Genomic DNA, 18,712 nt, shown 5'->3' with positions numbered 1-18,712 from the left:
GGGCTTCGGGTATGAAGGTAAATACAATTGACTGCTTTTAAGTAATGCTGTTGAATTAATTAACTGCATTCAAAAGGCTAGCTTTTTCAAATGTGTCTTCAACAAATAAATCCATCGGAAAATGCAATGCCTGAAACGCTTAATTTTCATAAAGATTGACCCATATAAACATGCATTCCATATTCAAATATTTGAGTCTTCTCTCCTGTTCTTTGCTGCTCATAGGCCACTTGGCTATTGCGCAATTGCATACACAAACGGCAGTGCTTGTTATTGGCGGTGGCACCGGCGGAACTGCTGCTGCCATACAATCGGCAAGGTTGAAAGTACCCACATTACTCATCGAACCATCGCCATGGCTGGGAGGTATGATTTCTGCAGCGGGAGTTTCTTGTACCGATGGCAATCATCAACTACCATCCGGCATCTGGCAGGAATTTCGCCTGCAGTTGTACCAACATTATGGCACCCAATCGTTAGCCACAGGCTGGGTAAGTCATACCAACTTTGAACCACATGTAAGCAATAAGGTTTGGCAGCAATTGGCCACTAAAGAAGAATGGCTTAACGTAATGCACGGATGGCAATTTGTGCGATGCCACATGACCAACCAACAAGTAACAGGTGCTGTATTTGTGCATACTCAAAGAAAAGACAGCCTATACGTAGATGCTCAAATAACCATCGACGCTACCGAGCTGGGCGATGTAATGGCCAACGCTGGTGCCCGGTTTGATGTGGGCATGGAAGCAGATAGCGTCAACCAAGAAAATGTAGGCATTACCGAATCGAGCAATATTATTCAAGACCTCACCTATGTGGCCATATTAAAAGATTATGGTTCCAAAGCGGATTGCACCATTGCCAAACCCATTGGCTATACGCCAGCAGAATTTGATGCCGCCTGCACCAATTATTATCAAAATTTCAGCCGCCAAAAACCAACCGTTGATGCACAGAAAATGCTCAACTACGGAAAACTGCCCAACGGAAAATACATGATTAACTGGCCGAAAGAAGGCAACGATCATTATGTCAATATTATCAACATGACGCCTGATGAAAGAGAGCAGGCATTGGTGGCAGCCAAACAAACCACCTTGCGTTTTATCTATTTTATACAAACGCAATTGGGCTTCAAAAATCTCGGGCTTGCTGATGATGAATTTCCTACTGCTGATAAGTTGCCATTTTACCCATACCACCGCGAAGGCAGGCGCAGCAAAGGTTTGGTCCGGTTTACACTGCCGGATATTGCACAGCCATTTTCCCAAAAAACCGCTTTATATAAAACGGGTATTGCCGTTGGAGATTATCCTGTCGATCATCACCACCGCAAAAATGCAATGGCTCCACAGCACCTGAGTTTTTACCCTGTTCCATCATTCAATGTGCCACTTGGCGCTTTGATTCCTGAAAAAACACAAGGATTGATTGTAGCGGAAAAAGCCATTAGTGTGAGCAATGTGGTAAACGGCACAACCCGTTTGCAACCAGTGGTAATGCTTACAGGCCAGGCCGCAGGTGTACTGGCCGCCATGAGTTATTTGCAAATGAAACAACCTGCAGCAATACAAGTGCGTGACGTACAGGCAACACTCCTGCGACAGGGTGCTATGATTATGCCCTATCTGGATGTTCCACCAACTGACAAACATTTTATAGCCATACAAAAAATAGGTGCCACGGGTATATTAAAAGGCAAAGGCATTCCCAAAGGATGGGCCAATGAAACTCGATTTTATCCTGATAGTATCGCCAACACACAAGAAGTATTAACCGGATTGAAAGCCTATTTCGAAAATGTGCCAAGCTTGAGCAGTAGAAACCTGACGATGGCAGAACTCAACTCTCTGCTGGCAACTTTGATGAAAATAAACCCAACAGAAATATCGGCGAAAGCAAATCAGTTAATGCCTGATTTAAAACCAAACGAACCACTCTCCAGAAGAACAGTTGCGGTCTTAATCAACGAATTTTTGCAACCCTTTGAGCGTTTCCAAATCGATCATTCCGGTGCATGGATACAACCCGCTGAATGAAATAATTAGACACACCCCGTGTATAACCATCTGCTACGCAACACCTTTTCCAAAGAATGGCAGAAGTTTGCCTGTTATGGCAGCAACTCAGTACAGTAAATGGTTATTGACGGTAATATTTACCGCTTCATTTTTTGCAGCGAAAACGCAGTTGTATTTCGATAAGGAAAAAATCATTTCTCCATACAGCATCCAAAACGAGAAGGCTGAAAAAAGAAAGCAGCGATTAATAGATCAGGCCAACTCGCTGAACACCCTCAATATCGACAGCAGTGATGGTGAGTTGGAATCGGCTATTTGGGCGGTGAGTCAATTCCTGGTGCGTACACCACAAAGCGATTCGGGCGTTGCCCGGCTCATGCAACAATTTGGCCGCTTGTCATCAGGCAATCAACGGGCTTTAATGGAACTGGTGTATGGTTTGTATCCCAATACGTTTGTGACAGAAGCGAAACGCATCGTGCAACAAACAGATCATCCCAAACTGTTTGCACAAACGGCCAGCTATCTGTACCGGGCCGATGCAGGTTTGCAAAGCTGGTTGTTGCAATTACTACCCAAGCGTTTCCCCAATTACAGCAGCAATGATTTATTGACAGCATTGCAACAGCATTTACAAAAAAATAATACTACAGCTCTGCCTGCTTTAGATAGCTTATTTGCCCACCAACAATTGCACAAATTCAAAGTGGTGTATTCATTTCAGCGTAGCCATCGCAATGCACCCGGTCTTGCAGTAGTGCAACAAGCGGATGGCCGCTTTGCAAAAGATGAACAAGGCCAATTGAAATCTTTTGTGCAACTGGCCCGCTCTGCCAGCAACCTGCCGTATTTCATTACCAATGGCAGTACACCGCAGGGTTTGTATGCCATTACAGGTACAGGCATTTCAAAAAATGTATTCATTGGTCCCACGCCCAACCTGCAAATGGTGATGATGCATGAAGTAAATCCGCCCACATTTACGCATTATTTTCCCATTGTGTTTAATGCGCCACCGGAGAAATTGTACCGCAGTTATTTCCCCGCCAACTGGCAGCAATGGAGCGGTTTAATGGAAGCCTACCAAGCGGGTAAAATTGGGCGCAGCGAAATTATTGCACACGGCACTACCATTGATCCGGAGTGGTTCAAAGGCCAACCCTACTACCCTATTTCTCCCACACTGGGTTGCCTCTGTGGTAGAGAAATCTGGGATCCGAAAACAGGTAAAATCAGCAATAGTGACCAACTGAACCTGGTGAATACTTTTATTGAAACACCGGGTACAAAAGGCTATCTCATTGTAATCAATTTGGATGACAAACCAGGCCCGGTTACACCTGAAGAAATTGCGCCGATCATTGAGCGATTTGAAAAAACGATACAGCAATAGCTCCTAACAAGAACGCCACCCGTGCTTAGGTGGCGTTCTTTATTTGCTCGAAAAAAATTAAACTGCAAAGCTGGTACCACAGCCACAGGTAGAGCTGGCATTGGGGTTATTGAAAGTGAAGCCACGGCTGTTCAATCCACCTTCCCAGTGAATTTCCATGCCATAGAGATAAATTTCATGTGAAGGATTGATCAAACACGGCAATCCTTCTATATCAAAATGTTTGTCCCCTTCCTTGGGCTCATCAAAATCGAGCACATAGGTCATGCCGCTACAGCCACCACCTTTTACACCTACCCGCAATTGCTTACCCATGGCCAGTGGCTCTTCCGCCAGCAACCGCTTGAGCTCTGCAATGGCCGAAGCCGTAAACGTAACCGGTAATTGTGCAATCATTTCCATATGAATTTCCTCCGCTGGCAAATTTACGGCTATCTCCATTCCTATATCCACCGACCTTTCCTATGACAGAAACATTTCTGAAATCGGAAGCCGTATTAACATGCTGTTGATGCATACAGCAAAGCAGGTTAGCACTTACCTTAGCACTATGGATTTTACACATTTAGAAGTAACGCTTGCCCTCTTTCTGGTAGTCGTGTTGGCCATTTTCGCCTTTTACTTTTTTCAAACACAGCGCATCATGAAAAAGCTGCGCCAAACGCCGCCCCGCAATGCAGAAGCCGACAAGCTTAAAATTGCCGCCTACGAAAGGCTCACACTGTTTGCCGAACGCAACAAGATTGACAATCTGATTAATCGCTTTTACCAGCCCGGTTTGGATACACAAACCATGCGCCAATTGATGTTGCAATCCATCCGTGAAGAGTTTGACCACAACGTAACACAGCAGCTCTATGTAAAAGCCCCTATTTGGGATGCCGTGAGCAAAATCAAAGAACAAAACATGTTTATCATTAACCAGGTGGCAGCCATGCTACCCGGAGATGCACCGGCCATGGAGTTCAACAAACAACTGATTCAACTCATTCATCAAAATGAAAATACTACCATGAACAAAGTAGTATTGGAAGCGTTGCAATTTGAAGTGCAGCAACTGATGAACTAAACGATTTGCCATGAGTGATATAAAACCTGTACATACCGACAGTGGTATTCCCATTGATGTACGTTACAGTGCTCAATCGAAAAATGCAACGCCAGCATTAGAAGAGCCGGGAGTCTTTCCTTTTACCCGTGGGGTGCAGTCCGACATGTACCGCGGCCGGCTGTGGACCATGCGCCAGTACGCCGGCTTTAGCACCGCAGAAGAAAGCAACAAACGCTATCACTACCTGCTCAACCAAGGTGTAATGGGCCTGAGTGTAGCCTTTGATTTGCCCACACAAATAGGCTACGACAGCGATCATGCTTTGGCCGAAGGTGAAGTAGGAAAAGTTGGTGTAGCTATTGATAGCATTGAAGACATGCAAACACTCTTCAAAGGCATCAATCTGCAGGACGTTAGTACCAGCATGACCATCAATGCAACGGGTTATATTTTGCTGAGCTTGTATGTAGCTTTGGCCAAACAGCAAGGTGCAGATTTGAGTAAAATAAGTGGCACCATCCAAAACGATATTCTGAAAGAATATGCGGCACGTGGCACTTACATCTATCCGCCCAAGCCCAGCATGCGCATCATCACCGATATTTTTGAATGGTGTAGCAAAGACCTGCCCAAATGGAATACCATTTCTATCAGTGGTTATCACATTCGTGAAGCAGGCAGCACAGCTGTGCAGGAAATAGCATTTACCTTAAGCAACGGAAAGGCGTATGTAAAAGCTGCGTTGGAAAAAGGCCTCGACATCAATGTATTTGGCAAACGCCTGTCTTTCTTCTTCAATGCACACAACAACTTGTTTGAAGAAGTAGCCAAGTTTAGAGCAGCCCGTAAAATGTGGGCGAAGATTATGAAAGAATTGGGCGCAACAGTCGAAAAGGCCATGATGCTGCGCTTTCATACACAAACAGGTGGCAGTACACTCACTGCTCAGCAACCACTCAACAATATTTCAAGAGTAACCTTGCAAACGCTGGCCGCAGTAATGGGCGGCACACAAAGTTTGCATACCAATGGCTATGATGAAGCCCTGAGTTTGCCCACTGAAGAAGCCGCCAGAATTGCGCTGCGTACCCAACAAATTGTGGCGTTTGAAAGTGGTGCAGCAGATACTGTAGACCCGTTGGCCGGCAGCTATTTTGTAGAAGCACTCACTGCAGAAGTAGAAGCCAAAGCATGGGAACTAATGGGAAAAATTGATGCGATGGGCGGCAGCGTTACTGCTATTGAAGAAGGATTTATGCAGGATGAAATTGCCCGTAGCGCCTACGAGTATCAACGCAATATTGAAAACGGCAGCAAAATTATTGTGGGCGTCAATAAATTTCAGGTGGCAGAAGAGCAGCACCCGCCGGTGTTTAAAATTGATGACAGCATTCGCCGTATTCAGTCGGAAAAACTGTCGGCATTAAGAGCAGGCCGCAATGCTGCTTTGGCTGCACAAAGCTTTGCCAACATTGAAGCTGCCGCCAAAGATGGCAGCAACCTCATGCCGCATGTCATCAGCGCCGTTGAAAACAAATGCACTCTGGGTGAAATTTCAGATGTGCTGCGCCAAGTGTTTGGCGAATACAAATAGGCATCAACAACCATTTTACAAACCCCGGCAAGCTCCGGGGTTTTCTTTTGCCCATTCACGAAAAAACTACCATAGAATAGCAGACAGTTGCTAAATTGCTAACCGCTCACCGTCATTGCTCCGACACATACTCCATTTTCTTTTTTGTCATTCATTGCTTATGAAACGAATTGTTTATTCCGTCCTCTGCTTACTCTTCGCAGCTACACATACAATGGCACAACTGCCTCAATCATTGGGTGCCGATTTGGATGCGTACATCAACAAAGGATTAAGCGACTGGCAACTACCGGGTTTGGCATTGGTGATTGTAAAAGACGGACAGGTAATTAAACTGCAGGGCTACGGTGTAAAAGACATTCAAAGCAAAACACCTGTGGATGCCAACACGCATTTCTTTATTGCCAGCAACAGCAAATTGTTTACAGGTACCGCACTGGCCAATTTGGAACAACAAGGCAAGCTCAACCTCAACGATCCCATCACCAAATACTTTCCCGATTATCAGCTATACGATCCCATCAATACAAAGCTCGTTAGCATTCGGGACATGCTGAGCCACCGTATTGGCACCAAAACTTTTCAGGGCGATTTTACTTTCTGGAACACCACCCTCTCCCGCTCCGACATTATGCAGCGGATGCGACTACTGAAACCATCAGCAGTGTTTCGGCAAGAGTATGGCTATTGCAATAGCTGCTTCATGACGGCAGGTGAAATCATTCCGAAAGTGATAGGCCAAAGCTGGGAGCAATATGTGCAAGACAGCATATTGAACCGGCTGGATATGCGCAACAGTTTTGCGGCTTCCAATGGCATTGAATTGCGCAGCAAAAATATTGCTACGCCGTACACCACTTCGTACACGGGCAACCTCAATGTTGTTCCTTATGATAAATGGGATAACCTTGGTCCGGCAGCAAGTATTGTGAGTAATGTACAAGACCTGAGCCAATGGTTGCTGTTTCAATTAGACAGTGGCCGACACAACGGACAACGGGTGATGCCATGGAGCACACTGGCCAGAACCCGCAGCATCAATGTAATGACCGGTAGTTTTAAATCATCAGTGTATCCCATCAATTTCAGAGGCTATGGCTTGGGCGTATTTGCTGCTGATTACAACGGACACCAATTGTACTGGCACACCGGTGGTGCCGCCGGCATGGTGAGCAATGTGTGCTTTGTGCCCGATTTAAAACTGGGCATTGCCATCCTCACCAACAATGACAACCAAAACTTTTTTGAAGCATTGCGGTACCAACTGCTCGATTATTTTTTGAAAGTACCAAGCAGTAGATCGCAGTGCACAAATGCTACCCGGTTTTCAGCAAGACATGAAAGAGCAGCTCTCAGAAATTGCCGCATGGCGCAACCGTGTAAAAGGACAAACGCCAACGCTTTCGCTGGAAAAATACACCGGCACTTATGCCCATGAATTGTACGGAAACATTACTGTTGCCACAAACAACAATAAACAGTTGACGGTGCGTTTTCAACAGCATCCGGCTATGACGGCAACACTAACTTATATGGACAACAATGAGTGGCTGCTGGAATACAACAATATTGAGTATGGCATTTTTGCTACCAAATTCGATGTCAAAAACAATGCTGTGCAATCGCTGCAAATTCCCGTGAATCCTTTTGTAGAAATGGATGCGTACACTTTTACCAAACAATAAAACAACTAACAACAATAGCTATGAGAAAAACAATGACCGCTTCGCTGTTGGTGCTCAGCACCGCAGCCATGGCACAACCCAATGCGGCCACCATCAATTCGGGTGCTGCTGCATTGCAGCCCAAATTGGTTGAATGGCGCCGCCACTTGCACCAGCATCCGGAGTTGGGCAACCGCGAAGTACAAACAGCTACCTACATTGCAGCACATTTGAAAGCACTGGGTATAGAAGTGCGGGAAAAAGTGGGCGTTACCGGCGTGGTAGGCATACTGCGTGGCGGCAAGCCCGGCCCGGTAGTAGCACTCCGTGCTGATATGGATGCGCTGCCCGTGAAAGAACGGGTGGACTTACCTTTTAAATCAACTGTAACGGCCGAGTATTTAGGACAAACCGTTCCGGTGATGCATGCCTGCGGACATGACACACATGTGAGCATTTTGATGGGTACAGCGCAGCTGCTGGCAAATATGAAAAAAGATGTACCTGGCACAGTTGTCTTTATTTTTCAACCTGCAGAAGAAGGCCCTCCCGGCAATGAAGAAGGCGGTGCACCACTCATGATTAAAGAAGGTGCCCTCGACAATCCGAAAGTGGATGCCATTTTTGGTTTGCACATCAATTCGCAAACGCCTATCGGTCAAATCAAATACAAACCCGAAGGCACCATGGCCAGCAGCGATTGGTTTACCATTAAAGTAAAAGGCAAACAAACGCATGGTTCACAGCCTTGGTCGGGTGTAGATCCTATTATGGTAAGTGCCGCCATCATTGATGGATTGCAAACCATTGTGAGCCGCGAAATGGAACTCACCAAAGCTCCCGTAGTGATTTCTGTTGGTAAAATCAACAGTGGTGTTCGCAGCAACATCATTCCTGAAGAAGCAACGATGGAAGGCACCATCCGTACACTGGAGCCCAACATGCAAAAGCAATTGCACGAACGCATGAAGAAACTGGTGACCACCATTGCCGAGGCACATGGCGCTACTGCAGAAATCAACATTGATACCAAAACACTGGTGACGTACAACAATCCGGAGCTTACTGCCATGATGGTACCATCGCTGGTAAAAGCTGCAGGTGAAGGCAATGTAAAACTCACAGAGTGGACCACCGGTGCAGAAGACTTTTCGTATTTCAGCGACAAAGTGCCCGGCATCTTTTTCTTTTTGGGTGGCATGCCTGCCGGCAAAAATCCAAAAGAAGCAGCACCGCACCACACGCCCGATTTTTACATCGACGACAGCATGCTCGACGTAGGTGTAAAAGCTTTTGCCAACCTGGTTTTTGACTATGCCGCTTTGAAAGCGCCGGCAACCAAGAAAAAATAAATCGACAAATAGTGATTGTGAAAGCGGTAGCCCATGGTTACCGCTTTTTTTGTCACAATAATCTCCCCTTTTCAATACAAGATTTTTATCATATTTTGATAAAGAGAATTGCTGCTTTTTCGTAACCGTAAAACGGAAGCTATGAGCCTCGATATTCATCTGTTGCTCGCCATGGGTGCATCTTATCACAAAGTGCAAAAAGGCGAAATCATTTTTCATGAAGGCGGGTATTGTTACTACTACCATCAGTTGGTGAGTGGTAGTGTACGCTGGGTGAATATTGATGAATACGGACAAGAGCATGTACAATCCATCATAGAACCGGGTGAGTGTTTTGGTGAATTGCCATTGTTTGATGACCGGCCTTATGCAGCATCCGCCATTGCCGGCGAAGACTGCCTGATACTGCGGTTACGCAAAGATGTGTTTCGCAAACTCATGAAAGAGGACCATGAATTACATCTGGAAATGAACCGCATTTTGGTAGAAAGAATCCGTTTCAAATTTTTGATGCAGTACTCCATTACCCGCCATACACCTGAAGATCGCATCCGCATTCTCTTGGAATATTTCCTGAAGGAAAAACGCCACGTTTGTCCGCACAGTTTTCAACTCAAACTGACCCGCCAGCAAATAGCCGACCTTGCCGGGTTAAGGGTTGAAACAGTCATCCGGGCCATTCGCAAAATGCATGAAGATGGTTTGCTGCTGATTGAGAACCGAAAGATTTTCATTCCGGATTTGCCGCCCCACCACGGCTATCTGAATTAAAAAAGAAGTTGCCGACTTTCTGCCAACGGCTTACAGCCATGAAGCTTTGGGCCTTACATTTACGGCCTTCAATCAATCACATCACATGGCAGAGAAAAAGTCGGCCGCCATTGGCTTTATTTTCATAACACTACTCATCGACATCACCGGCTGGGGATTAATTATTCCGGTACTACCCCAGTTGATCAAAGACCTGACCGGTGGCGATGTATCTTCTGCTGCAAAATGGGCAGGCTGGTTGGGGTTTTCTTATGCCATCACCCAGTTTGTTTTTTCGCCAATCATTGGTAACCTGAGCGATAAAGTTGGCCGCCGACCTGTGTTGTTGTTCAGCTTGTTCGGCTTTGGTATCGACTATATTTTATTGGCCCTCGCCCCCAGCATGGCATGGTTGTTTGCAGGGCGCATTATAGCAGGTATTACGGGAAGTAGCATCACCACAGCCTCTGCTTACATTGCCGATATCAGTACGGCAGAAACAAGGGCAAAAACTTTGGTATGATTGGGGCTGCATTTGGTGTCGGTTTTATTCTCGGCCCGGTACTCGGTGGTTTGCTAGGTCAGTTTGGTGCCCGTGTACCCTTTTGGACAGCCGCAACACTATGCCTGCTCAACTGGTTGTATGGCTATTTTGTATTGCCCGAATCGTTAGGCAAAGAACATCGTCGTGCTTTCAGTTGGTCGAGTGCCATTCCGTTTAAATCGCTGTTGAATCTGCGCAAATACCCAAGTATTACAGCACTCATTTTTTCTTTGACGCTAGTATACATTGCCGGCCATGCAGTACAAAGTAACTGGAGCTTTTATGGCATTGAACGTTTCAACTGGAACGAAAAAATGATTGGCATTTCGCTGGGCGTCATTGGCTTATTGGTGGGTGCTGTACAAGGTGGTTTGGTGCGGGTCATCAACCCCAAAATTGGCAATGAAAAAAGCGTTTACCTCGGTTTGTTGTTGTATACCCTTGGCATGGTGTTGTTTGGCTTAGCTACCGAAACCTGGATGATGTTTCTGTTTCTCATACCTTATTGTCTGGGGGGTATTTGCGGCCCTGCTTTGCAAGCCATCATCAGCGGACAAGTACCGCCCAACCAGCAAGGCGAATTGCAAGGAGCTCTTACGAGTTTAATGAGTGCCACCAGCATTGTAGGCCCGCCACTCATGACCAATACATTCGCCTACTTTACTGATAAAGCCCATCATGTGTACCTACCGGGAGCACCATTCTTTTTGGGTTCGGCGTTCATGCTGGTGAGTGCCTGGCTGGCTTATCGATCGTTGCATCCGGGCAAGGCTGTCGCAGTTTAATGCACAACTCATGCTCTGTCGTTGGCGCCACAATCATTCAGTATCAGAATTCAAATTCCATTTATGAAAATACTATTTACACGTTTGGGATTTCTGTCATTGTTTTTCTTTTTGTGTTTGTCAAAATCTGCAGGCCAAACAACACCCAAAGAAATTACTGACAAGTTTTTTTCGCTCTATGCTAAAGATCCTGAAAAAGCAATAGAGTATGGCTTTTCTACAAATAGGTGGATGAGCAAAAAATCGGACGCTGTCAAAGACTTAAAAACCAAGCTCAATAACTTGATAGACCTTTGCGGAGCTTATTATGGTTACGATTGGTTAACAGAAAAAACAGCTGGAGAAAATATCAAAATCATCTCCTTTATTGTGAGATATGACAGAGAGCCCATCCGCTTTACCTTCTTCTTTTACAGGCCAAAAGATAAGTGGCAATTAAATAACTTCTCTTTCGACGAGAGCATAGATGAAGATTTAGAAGAAGCGACAAAAGCATACAGACTTAAAGAAAACTTCAACTGACAATTCTTTTTTGTTCCCTTCGAAAAAAAATGCCGGACTGATAATAAAATCAATCCGGCACATTGTTGTTTGTATTTACTATCAACTAACAACCATCATCCATCAACTTACCTTTACTCTAATCCAAACAAACCGCTATTCAATGCTTGCAGCGTAGTGGTTTTATGGGCAGAAGGCAGCAGTAAGCTTACGTTGTGACGGCTGCCACCGTAGCTCACCATGCGTACTGGTATGTCTTTCAGCGAATCGAACAACTTCATCAATACATCTTTCGTTTCAGCAATTTCATTGCCCACCACCGATACGATGGTTTGATTGTCTTCCACTTCAACTGTTCCAAATGGTTCCAATTCTTTCAAAATTTCCGCCAGGTGAGTAGCGTTGTCAATGGTTACACTTACTGCCACTTCCGAAGTTGTAATCATGTCGATACTGGTGCGGTACTTTTCGAACACTTCGAAAATTTTACGCAAAAAACCATAGGCCAGCAACATACGGCTGCTGCGGATATTGATGGCATAGATACCATCTTTTGCAGCCACTGCTTTTACGCCAGTGCTACCCGCTTCTTCTACAATCAACGTGCCTTTGGCTGAAGGCTCCATGGTGTTGAGCAGTTTCACCGGCACGTTGTAGTGCTGTGCTGGCCAAATAGAAGCCGGGTGCAAAATCTTTGCACCGAAGTAAGCCAGTTCCGCTGCTTCTTCAAAGCTCAGTTGTTCTACAGGCACTGTCTTTTTACATACACGTGGGTCGTTGTTGTGCATGCCATCAATGTCGGTCCATATTTCGCAAACAGAAGCCTGCACGGCTGCTGCAATCAATGATGCACTGTAATCGCTGCCACCACGCTTCAGGTTGTCTACCTCGCCACGGGCATTGCGGCAGATATAGCCTTGGGTAATGAACAATGATTTGCCTGCATGCTGCGCCAGTGCCTCTTTCAGCTTGGCGCTGATCACTGGTACCTGGGGTTCATCATTCATATCGATGCTCATAAATTCCAACGCAGGCAGCAAGGCATGATCGATGCCATTTTCTGCCAGAAATACACAGAAGAGTTTGGTGCTGAGCAATTCGCCCTGCGCCAGAATATCTTTATTCAATGCATCGCTGAAAGAAATTTTCAGGATGATGTTGAGAAATTCAAAGTGTTCATGCACAATGGCAGTAGCCTTGGCAACTGATGCTTCCTGCTTCACCAGCTCTTGCACAAATGCATGGTAGTGAGCTTCCAGTTTATCAATCAACTGTTTGGCTTCGTCCCGTTTATATGCCGCCAGCGCATTGCTGATTTCTACAAGGGCATTTGTGGTGCCACTCAAAGCACTCAGCACAACAATCTTAGGTTCATTGTCGGCGGTAATGAGCTGTGCCACCTGGGCCATTCTCTCTGGGCGACCAACACTGGTGCCACCAAACTTCATGATTTTCATACCTGTCTCTCTTTTCTGTCGGGCAAAGCCTTTTGTATGTTCCGGCCTTGCTCCATTGGTTTACAATTGCTTTTGTGAACGATGATTAGGCTGCAAAAAATTGCCTATAGCATGGGCTACAGGCAAGTAGTTTTCAGCGTGTGGCAAAATAACAGCATTTTCTGCATGCAGTTTCCTGTACTCACCCGCAGTTTTTTTTATGACATTGCTTTTACAGACCTGCGGTTTTATGCAGGAAAAACGACACCTGTTTTACTACTCAAAGCGGCCAAGTCTTGCACCACTGCCTCCACTAATGGAATGCCCTGTGTAGCACGGATCGCCTCCATTTCCCGCTCCGGATCGCCGGGTACCAAAACGGGTTGTGCCGGGTTGGATGGAACTGCATTTTTAAACCGGGTAATCCAGTTGTCCATGTGTTGTTTGAACTCATCAGCCGGTCGGAAACCATCAATGCGCATGGCGCCGAGGAAATGACCCAGCCCCTCACCCGGCATATTGTCGGGCATGGGTACATAGGCCGGAAAGGGCGGTGCCCAAGGGCCATAACTGGCACCACTGAGCACGGCACTAAAAATATCTACGATGCTACCCAATGCGTACCCCTTGTGACTGCCATGCTCCCGGTCGCCACCGAGGGGCAACAGGGCGCCACCTTTTTTAAAGCATTGGCATCGGTGGTGGGTTCGCCATCGGCATCCTGCACCCACCCCAGTGGGGCTTCGGCATTTTTGCGTTGCAATATTTCGAGCTTGCCATTGGCGGCAGTGGTGGTAGCAAAATCTGCCACAAATGCCGGCTGCTCACCAGCAGGAATGGCTACGCAAATGGGATTGGTGCCGAGCATTTTCTCTTTGCTGAAAGTAGGCGTTACCAGGGCGCTGGCGTTGGTCATGGCCCAACCAATCATGTCGTGTTGCAAGGCCATCATGGCATGATAACCGGCAATACCAAAGTGGTTGCTGTTTTTCACACTCACCCAACCGGTACCTACGTTGGTTGCTTTATCAATAGCCACTTGCATGGCTTTGGGTGCCACTACCAAACCAAGTCCTTTATCACCGTCGACCACGGCGGTGCTGGGTGTTTCGTGTACCACCCGCACATTGGGTTTGGGGTTGATGCGACCCGCTTCGTACAGCCGCCAGTAGCCGCTGAGGCGGGCAATGCCGTGGCTATCGATACCCCGCAAATCGGCACTCAGCAACACGTTGGTGGCGAGTTGTGCATCGGCTTCGGGGCAGCCCATGGCTAAAAAGTGTGCAGCGTAAACTGCTGCAAAAGGTTGTATGCAAATACCTGCTCCATGCGCCGCAAGGTAGGTTGTTATTTGTTTTTTGGAATGAGATGATAGGATAAGGATGATGGGACGCGGATTTGGTGGATGAAACGGATTTTCACGGATTTATTTATAATTACTGTTAGCTCTGTGCCCTCTGTGCGAAACATAACTTGTCTTGCTTTATCGGCATAAAAAAAGCGACCTCATGGAGATCGCTTTTGAAATATTGTAATTGAGTATTACATACCTGGCAGCCAGGGGCGACCTACGCCTTCACGCCATGGCCAAGGCATGCTGGCCAAAATAATAAGCAGGGCGATGGTATATAAAATGAGGGCACGACGGTGTTTGACAAAATCGTTGAACTGCTTTTTGCGAACGCCGTAACCGAGGGTTACCAAAACAATAGCGAGAATCATACCGATGCCATGCTCCACAGCCCAGTAGCGGGTTGCAGCATTCTTCATGGTTTCGCCCATGCCAACGTTTGTAATGACTTTTAAACCAAGGTCACCGGCGAAGTACTGAAACAAACCCAACAGCAACATGATGTGGCTGGCAATCATGAGGAACAAACCGAGCTTACGGTCTTTTTCGCCATAAGGCTGCGCCGATGCCGTAGCATGACGATACACATTCAACAACAATAAAATAAGGATGACCCAGCGAAGCACATTGTGCAAATGAACTGAACCTGCGTACATACAAAATGATTTTTTGATTGAAGCAAAGGAAAGCGTTTTTGCAACTGCTCGCCCATCAATTTACCATAACCGTAAAAGGTAAGGAAGGTTTTATTCTTCTACCCAATCGGCCAAAAACACATTGGTATCACGGGTGCCGCCATTGTTGCGGTTGCTGCAAAACAGAATCTTTTTGCCGCTGTAGCTAAACATCGGGAAGGCATCAAAACCTTGGTCGCGGCTCACTTTAGTGAGGTTGCTGCCATCTTCATTAATCATGTACAGGTTGAAAGGAAAACCCCGCTTGTACTCATGGTTGCTGGCAAAGAGAATGCGTTTGCTATCGGGCATGTACGTAGGTGCCCAGTTGGCTTGTCCGTAAGCGGTAACTTTCTTTGGATTGCTGCCATCGGCATTGGCAATCCACACTTCCATATTGGTTGGCGCTACCAGGTTTTCGGCCAGCAAATCTTTGTAGGCTTTAATGTCTTCGGGTGTGGTGGGGCGTGAAGCTCTCCAGATAATCTTTTTACCATCGGGGCTAAACCAGGCACCGCCATCGTAGCCCAGCATATTGGTTACTTGCTTTTCCTTACCGGTTTTCAGGTCCATAATCCACAGTTCGAGGTCGCCGCTCTTGGTGCTGGTGTACAGCATTTTTTTACCATCGGGGCTCAGGGTAGCTTCGGCATCGTAACCCTTGGCATTGGTCAATTGCTTTACAATTTTACCATTGTAGTCGGCCATGAAAATGTCGTAACTATCGTAGAGCGGCCAAATGTATTTGTTGCCATACTTGCTGCGGTCGGGCACCGGTGGGCAATCGCTTGAACCCAAGTGAGTGCTGGCGTAAATCACGTGCTTGCCATCTTTGGTAAAAGCACCACAGGTAGTGCGGCCTTTGCCGGTGCTCACCATTTTGTAGGTAAACTTTTCGCCGGGTGCAGGCACTTTGCCAATAAACATCTGATCGCAGGTGATGCCTTCTTTGGGATTTGTTTTCTGGAAAATAATCCACTGATCATCGAAGCTGAAATAAGCCTCGGCATTGTCGCCGCCAAAAGTGAGTTGTTGTATGTTGCGAAGGTTTTTCTCGTCGGCATAACGAAGCGAATCAGTAGAGACCAGCTCCATGGGCGACACTTTTCCGGTAAAAGAAAACAAAACAGCTCCGGATATGAGGAGCATCACAGGCAGCATCAGTTTATTCATGCGGTTCATTTTTGGCTATCCGGCAAAAGTAACTCCCCTGCCGGGTTTCATTTGTCATGCCTTTGTCCGATTTGGCGGAGGTATGCAAATGATGGTACGAACGTTGACGAGGGTGCCCACAATACGCAACAGCTATTTATGCGTTATTTGCAGCAAAAGGAACGAAAGATGTTTGGTAGAAAAATAGTGCTGTTGATGGCGGTGCTGAGCAGTGTCCTGACAGCCTGCGACAACAACGGTGCAGCAGACAAGACAACAACAACGGCTGCCAGCAAAGACCCGCTGCTGGCCGGCATGGAACAGCAAATAGCCCAATATCCGGATAGTGTGGTGCTGATAGACCGGTTGATTGATACCCTCAGCCAACGCAATCAAACCGATGCCGCTGCAACCTGGTGTGACACCTTACTGCAACGAGACACGGTCAATAATCTAATTTACAGTTTGGTAAAAGCCGATTTGTACAGAGCGGCACAACAATACCCGAAAGCCATTGCTGCGTATGAATATTATTTGCAACGCAAAGCAGATGAGCCGACCATTTTCTTGAGCTTGGCCAATACTTTAGCCGAAGCCGGCGACAAAAGGGTGCTTACATTTTGCCCGCAAATTGTACGGCAGTTTCCCACCCGGGAAGTGTATACAGGTGTGTGCTATGTAAAAGGCATTTACTACAATACCATTAAAAACTATGCACAAGCCAGGGCATGGATGGACAGCACCATCCGCTACGATTATGCATTTACCGATGCCTACATGGAAAAAGGTTTCGCCTGGTTTGATGAAGGCAATGCTGCACAAGCTGCTGCCACTTTTGCCAAGCTGGTAGAGATTGATGCCAAGAATGCAGAGGCCTGGTATTGGCTGGGTAAAAGCGAAGAAACCGCGGGCCGCAAAGCCGCTGCCATCAAGGCTTACGAACGTTGTGTGCTCATCAGCAACAACATACCAGAAGCGAAGGAAGCACTGGAGCGGTTGGGGAAGTGAGGTGTACTGGTTGGAAGGTTTGGAAGTTGGTAGGTTGAGATGTTGAGGCCTTTTCCATTGAACATTGGAACTTGTGAACACTGGAACTTTGGAACTTTCGAACTTCTGAAGATTCAACCTTGTAAACTCGAAATCAAACTCGACATTTGCCGCAAATAAACAACCGCTGATTGTATGGCATTGATTGCTCCTTCGCTGCTGGCAGCCGATTTTCTGCATTTGGATGCAGCCCTTCGCATGGTGAACGATTCGCAAGCTGATTGGTTGCACCTCGATGTGATGGATGGCCGTTTTGTGCCCAACATCAGCTTTGGGTTGCCCGTTATTGAAAGCCTGCGCAAAGCCACCAGCAAACCCTTCGATGTACACCTGATGATTTTGGAGCCGGAGAAATATGCGGAAGCATTCAAGAAAGCAGGTGCCGATATTTTGACAGTACACATTGAAGCTTGTCCTCACCTGCACCGCAATGTGCAGCAAATAAAAAGCCTGGGTATGAAAGCCGGTGTAGCGCTGAATCCGCATACGCCTATTGCCAGCCTCGACAATATTTTAGGCGATATGGATCTGGTGTGTTTGATGAGTGTAAACCCCGGATTTGGTGGACAGTCTTTCATCCCCGGCACCATCAACAAAATCAAGCAACTGCGCCAAATGATTGATGACCGTGGCCTGCAAGTGGATATTGAAATTGATGGCGGCGTGGGAGAAAAGAATGCCGCTGAAATTGTTGCGGCTGGTGCAACGGTGCTTGTGGCGGGTAGTTCCGTTTTCAACGCTGCAGACCCGTTGGCGGCAGTTGCCCAATTGAAAAGTTTGTAATCAGGACGTATATAATAAACAAAGCGGCTGCTTCAATTAGTTGAAGCAGCCGTTTTATTGGAGCAAATGAGTATTACCACTTATCTACCTCTTCCAGCGAATGGGTATTTCCATTGCTGCTGGCTGGCGGCAGGTCGTTTACCACAACGGGTGCAGGCACCGGCACATCTTCTTCCACAGGTGCTACAGCAGCTACGGCCACAGGTGCAGCCTGCTCATCCCCTTCTCCATCATATTCATCGTGGTTGAAGGCATCGAAATCGAAATCGGGCATGAGTTCTGTTTTCACAAAATCAACTGCTTCGTTGAGGCCCTTTATGAACTTGTTGAAATCTTCTTTGTACAAAAAAATCTTATGCCGGTCGTAGCCATCTTCATTGAATCGTTTCCGGCTTTCGGTGATGGTCAGGAAGTAATCATTTCCGCGGGTTGACCGTACATCGAAGAAATAGGTTCTTCTTTTACCGGCTTTAATGCGCTTACTGTACACACTGTCCATTTTCTTGTCGGTCTGCTCGTAGGCCACAGGTAGTTAGTTTTGGTTTAACAATTCTTTTTGAAAATGTTAAAACAAATATAGGGACCAGAATGAAATAGCAAACTTTTTATAA

16 protein-coding genes and 2 pseudogenes are annotated in these 18,712 nt (G+C 46.6%); 12 read left to right on the top strand and 6 right to left on the bottom strand.

What is annotated here, in order from left to right:
• The first annotated feature begins 191 nt into the window (after positions 1–191).
• Both GLV81_RS08640 and GLV81_RS08635 read left to right on the top strand, forming a co-directional pair.
• Positions 192–2,042, top strand: coding sequence for an FAD-dependent oxidoreductase (locus GLV81_RS08640; RefSeq protein ID WP_197429044.1), 1,851 nt, complete (start codon positions 192–194; stop codon positions 2,040–2,042).
• 76 nt (positions 2,043–2,118) lie between these two features.
• Entirely contained in the window at positions 2,119–3,417 is a 1,299-nt protein-coding gene (locus tag GLV81_RS08635) for a hypothetical protein (protein ID WP_157478508.1), read from the top strand.
• Positions 3,418–3,474: 57 nt separating this feature from the next.
• Here GLV81_RS08635 and GLV81_RS08630 read toward each other — a convergent pair whose 3' ends face one another.
• Positions 3,475–3,813: a HesB/IscA family protein gene (locus GLV81_RS08630; RefSeq protein ID WP_246186336.1), complete on the bottom strand. Its 339-nt coding sequence runs from the start codon at positions 3,811–3,813 to the stop codon at positions 3,475–3,477.
• 154 nt (positions 3,814–3,967) lie between these two features.
• On the opposite strand from GLV81_RS08630, the gene GLV81_RS08625 reads away from it, so the two are divergent.
• The 8 genes and pseudogenes from GLV81_RS08625 to GLV81_RS08595 all read left to right on the top strand — a co-directional run bounded on the left by GLV81_RS08625 (position 3,968) and on the right by GLV81_RS08595 (position 11,679).
• Positions 3,968–4,486, top strand: coding sequence for a DUF7935 family protein (locus tag GLV81_RS08625; RefSeq protein ID WP_197429043.1), 519 nt, complete (start codon positions 3,968–3,970; stop codon positions 4,484–4,486).
• 10 nt (positions 4,487–4,496) lie between these two features.
• Complete coding sequence (locus tag GLV81_RS08620; protein ID WP_157478505.1) at positions 4,497–6,062, top strand: acyl-CoA mutase large subunit family protein; 1,566 nt, start codon at positions 4,497–4,499, stop codon at positions 6,060–6,062.
• Positions 6,063–6,276: 214 nt separating this feature from the next.
• Positions 6,277–7,500, top strand: a complete 1,224-nt coding sequence (locus GLV81_RS08615) for a serine hydrolase domain-containing protein (protein WP_197429042.1) — start codon at positions 6,277–6,279, stop codon at positions 7,498–7,500.
• Positions 7,400–7,747: a DUF3471 domain-containing protein gene (locus GLV81_RS19340; protein WP_197429041.1), complete on the top strand. Its 348-nt coding sequence runs from the start codon at positions 7,400–7,402 to the stop codon at positions 7,745–7,747. Before GLV81_RS08615 ends, GLV81_RS19340 begins: the two co-directional genes overlap by 101 nt.
• 20 nt (positions 7,748–7,767) lie before the next feature.
• Positions 7,768–9,078 (top strand): amidohydrolase, encoded by a 1,311-nt coding sequence (locus tag GLV81_RS08610; RefSeq protein ID WP_157478504.1) that lies wholly within the window; start codon positions 7,768–7,770, stop codon positions 9,076–9,078.
• Between the two features lie 141 nt (positions 9,079–9,219).
• Complete coding sequence (locus GLV81_RS08605) at positions 9,220–9,849, top strand: Crp/Fnr family transcriptional regulator (RefSeq protein ID WP_157478503.1); 630 nt, start codon at positions 9,220–9,222, stop codon at positions 9,847–9,849.
• Between the two features lie 85 nt (positions 9,850–9,934).
• Positions 9,935–11,104: pseudogene (locus GLV81_RS21715) on the top strand (MFS transporter).
• 116 nt (positions 11,105–11,220) lie between these two features.
• On the top strand, positions 11,221–11,679 hold the full coding sequence (locus GLV81_RS08595) for a hypothetical protein (protein WP_157478502.1): 459 nt from the start codon (positions 11,221–11,223) through the stop codon (positions 11,677–11,679).
• Positions 11,680–11,792: 113 nt separating this feature from the next.
• On the opposite strand, the gene GLV81_RS08590 is transcribed toward GLV81_RS08595, so the two are convergent.
• From GLV81_RS08590 to GLV81_RS08575, 4 genes and pseudogenes are all read right to left on the bottom strand, one after another.
• Positions 11,793–13,115 carry an aspartate kinase gene (locus GLV81_RS08590; RefSeq protein ID WP_157478501.1) on the bottom strand — a complete coding sequence of 441 codons (1,323 nt, stop codon included), beginning with the start codon at positions 13,113–13,115 and terminating at the stop codon, positions 11,793–11,795.
• Positions 13,116–13,342: 227 nt separating this feature from the next.
• Positions 13,343–14,364, bottom strand: a pseudogene (locus GLV81_RS08585) (Ldh family oxidoreductase).
• A gap of 272 nt (positions 14,365–14,636) precedes the next feature.
• A complete protein-coding gene (locus GLV81_RS08580; RefSeq protein ID WP_157478500.1) occupies positions 14,637–15,101 on the bottom strand; it encodes a hypothetical protein in 465 nt (154 codons plus the stop codon).
• 90 nt (positions 15,102–15,191) lie between these two features.
• Positions 15,192–16,292: a TolB family protein gene (locus GLV81_RS08575; protein WP_157478499.1), complete on the bottom strand. Its 1,101-nt coding sequence runs from the start codon at positions 16,290–16,292 to the stop codon at positions 15,192–15,194.
• A 138-nt stretch (positions 16,293–16,430) separates the two neighbouring features.
• On the opposite strand from GLV81_RS08575, the gene GLV81_RS08570 reads away from it, so the two are divergent.
• The gene (locus GLV81_RS08570) at positions 16,431–17,279 is read left to right on the top strand and encodes a tetratricopeptide repeat protein (RefSeq protein WP_157478498.1); all 849 of its coding nucleotides are present in this window, start codon (positions 16,431–16,433) and stop codon (positions 17,277–17,279) included.
• Between the two features lie 174 nt (positions 17,280–17,453).
• Positions 17,454–18,101 (top strand): ribulose-phosphate 3-epimerase, encoded by a 648-nt coding sequence (gene rpe / locus GLV81_RS08565; protein ID WP_157478497.1) that lies wholly within the window; start codon positions 17,454–17,456, stop codon positions 18,099–18,101.
• Positions 18,102–18,174: 73 nt separating this feature from the next.
• Here rpe and GLV81_RS08560 read toward each other — a convergent pair whose 3' ends face one another.
• Positions 18,175–18,627 carry a DUF3276 family protein gene (locus GLV81_RS08560; protein WP_246186333.1) on the bottom strand — a complete coding sequence of 151 codons (453 nt, stop codon included), beginning with the start codon at positions 18,625–18,627 and terminating at the stop codon, positions 18,175–18,177.
• Positions 18,628–18,712 lie beyond the last annotated feature (85 nt).

This window comes from Phnomibacter ginsenosidimutans, from assembly GCF_009740285.1.
Lineage (GTDB): Bacteria > Bacteroidota > Bacteroidia > Chitinophagales > Chitinophagaceae > Phnomibacter > Phnomibacter ginsenosidimutans.
Note: the sequence above shows the minus strand (reverse complement) of the source record. Positions and strands in the feature narration are given on the sequence as shown.

What these genes read in the sequence shown, in the direction of transcription:
- GLV81_RS08635 (WP_157478508.1), top strand. Translation starts at nt 2,119, where the DNA reads ATGGCAGCAACTCAGTACAGTAAATGGTTATTGACGGTAATATTTACC.
- GLV81_RS08630 (WP_246186336.1), bottom strand. Translation starts at nt 3,813, where the DNA reads ATGATTGCACAATTACCGGTTACGTTTACGGCTTCGGCCATTGCAGAG.
- GLV81_RS08625 (WP_197429043.1), top strand. Translation starts at nt 3,968, where the DNA reads ATGGATTTTACACATTTAGAAGTAACGCTTGCCCTCTTTCTGGTAGTC.
- GLV81_RS08620 (WP_157478505.1), top strand. Translation starts at nt 4,497, where the DNA reads ATGAGTGATATAAAACCTGTACATACCGACAGTGGTATTCCCATTGAT.
- GLV81_RS08615 (WP_197429042.1), top strand. Translation starts at nt 6,277, where the DNA reads ATGGCACAACTGCCTCAATCATTGGGTGCCGATTTGGATGCGTACATC.
- GLV81_RS19340 (WP_197429041.1), top strand. Translation starts at nt 7,400, where the DNA reads ATGAAAGAGCAGCTCTCAGAAATTGCCGCATGGCGCAACCGTGTAAAA.
- GLV81_RS08610 (WP_157478504.1), top strand. Translation starts at nt 7,768, where the DNA reads ATGAGAAAAACAATGACCGCTTCGCTGTTGGTGCTCAGCACCGCAGCC.
- GLV81_RS08605 (WP_157478503.1), top strand. Translation starts at nt 9,220, where the DNA reads ATGAGCCTCGATATTCATCTGTTGCTCGCCATGGGTGCATCTTATCAC.
- GLV81_RS08595 (WP_157478502.1), top strand. Translation starts at nt 11,221, where the DNA reads ATGAAAATACTATTTACACGTTTGGGATTTCTGTCATTGTTTTTCTTT.
- GLV81_RS08590 (WP_157478501.1), bottom strand. Translation starts at nt 13,115, where the DNA reads ATGAAAATCATGAAGTTTGGTGGCACCAGTGTTGGTCGCCCAGAGAGA.
- GLV81_RS08580 (WP_157478500.1), bottom strand. Translation starts at nt 15,101, where the DNA reads ATGTACGCAGGTTCAGTTCATTTGCACAATGTGCTTCGCTGGGTCATC.
- GLV81_RS08575 (WP_157478499.1), bottom strand. Translation starts at nt 16,292, where the DNA reads ATGAATAAACTGATGCTGCCTGTGATGCTCCTCATATCCGGAGCTGTT.
- GLV81_RS08570 (WP_157478498.1), top strand. Translation starts at nt 16,431, where the DNA reads ATGCGTTATTTGCAGCAAAAGGAACGAAAGATGTTTGGTAGAAAAATA.
- rpe (WP_157478497.1), top strand. Translation starts at nt 17,454, where the DNA reads ATGGCATTGATTGCTCCTTCGCTGCTGGCAGCCGATTTTCTGCATTTG.